The sequence below is a fragment of the Paracoccus spongiarum genome, from assembly GCF_030732095.1.
Classification (GTDB): domain Bacteria; phylum Pseudomonadota; class Alphaproteobacteria; order Rhodobacterales; family Rhodobacteraceae; genus Paracoccus; species Paracoccus spongiarum.
This window is the reverse complement of the sequence record NZ_JAVAMQ010000069.1, coordinates 1-922: the sequence shown is the minus strand read 5'-3', so window position 1 is coordinate 922 and position 922 is coordinate 1. Positions and strand designations below refer to the sequence as shown.

The 922-nt window shown below is 69.7% G+C and carries 3 protein-coding genes; all 3 read right to left on the bottom strand.

What is annotated here, in order from left to right:
• Positions 1-21 precede the first annotated feature (21 nt).
• On the bottom strand, positions 22-495 hold the full coding sequence (locus Q5Y72_RS19720; protein WP_305965086.1) for a hypothetical protein: 474 nt from the start codon (positions 493-495) through the stop codon (positions 22-24).
• On the bottom strand, positions 492-632 hold the full coding sequence (locus Q5Y72_RS19715; RefSeq protein ID WP_305965085.1) for a hypothetical protein: 141 nt from the start codon (positions 630-632) through the stop codon (positions 492-494). The genes Q5Y72_RS19720 and Q5Y72_RS19715 overlap by 4 nt, the downstream gene beginning before the upstream one ends.
• Positions 623-922, bottom strand: a 300-nt coding sequence (locus Q5Y72_RS19710) for a hypothetical protein (protein ID WP_305965084.1), incomplete at its 5' end; no start/stop codon positions are given. The genes Q5Y72_RS19715 and Q5Y72_RS19710, both read right to left, overlap by 10 nt.

Sequence of the window (922 nt, the reverse complement as noted above, 5' to 3'; positions counted from 1 at the left end):
CTTCTGGGCGACACTTTTCCGTCAGCTTCCCTCGCCGGGCCGATTTCCTGACACCCGTCTGACGCCGTCGCGGCCCCGTCGGGACCACTCCTCCAGCCGGTCCCGGTGCTGGCGGACCCACCGCCTCGCCTCGTCGCTTCTCGCCTCCATGGCCGCCCGCAGCTGGGCGCGGGTGACGGCGGCGAACAGGCCGTCATAGCCGCCCTTCACCCGGTCCGCCTCGGCGACACGATATTCGGCGGGATCGCGGTCATGGATGAGGCAGGCTGCCTGCACCCCGCATTCATGCCCCATGACCTCCATCTCGCGGCGCCCGGTGGCCGACAGCCGTGTACGCAGCAGGTTGACCGGGTTTGCCTTTTGCATGGCCTCCCAGGCTTGCTGGGCCAGGACCGCCGCGGGGAGCCTTGCGTCGGGGTCGAGCAGGACGAGGCCGGGCCAGTTGCGGGCTTTTGCGCCGTCGAGGCGGCGGTGAAGGACGATGGGGAAGATCATGGTTCCGGCTCCTGCGGTATATGGCTGTTGGCCCAGGCCCATGCCGCATCGCGCCCGGTCGCATCCAGCCCGGCGCCGTGGATGCCGAGGGCTGCGCCATCGACGGTGATCGAATTGCCCGATCGGCTCACGGACAACGCGATCTGCGAGGTCGCCCATGCGGTGATCGCCGCGTCCGTGACCGGCGCCGCGCCGTCCGTGTCGTCAAGGCGCCCCGGATCGTGCCGAGATCCACATCCCCTTGCACGACCGCCCGCGTCTCGGCGCTGCAGCGGCCGAAGTCGGCGCCGTCGATGGTCGCATTGCCGGTCGAGGTGGCTAAGGCGCCCAGCCAGCCGCCGACATGGTTCTTGGCGATCCGGCAGACATTCGGGGTCGCCAGCGGGTCGCCCGCGTGAAGCGCGGAGAGCACATGAATGTCGTTGTT

What these genes read in the sequence shown, in the direction of transcription:
- Q5Y72_RS19720 (WP_305965086.1), bottom strand. Translation starts at nt 495, where the DNA reads ATGATCTTCCCCATCGTCCTTCACCGCCGCCTCGACGGCGCAAAAGCC.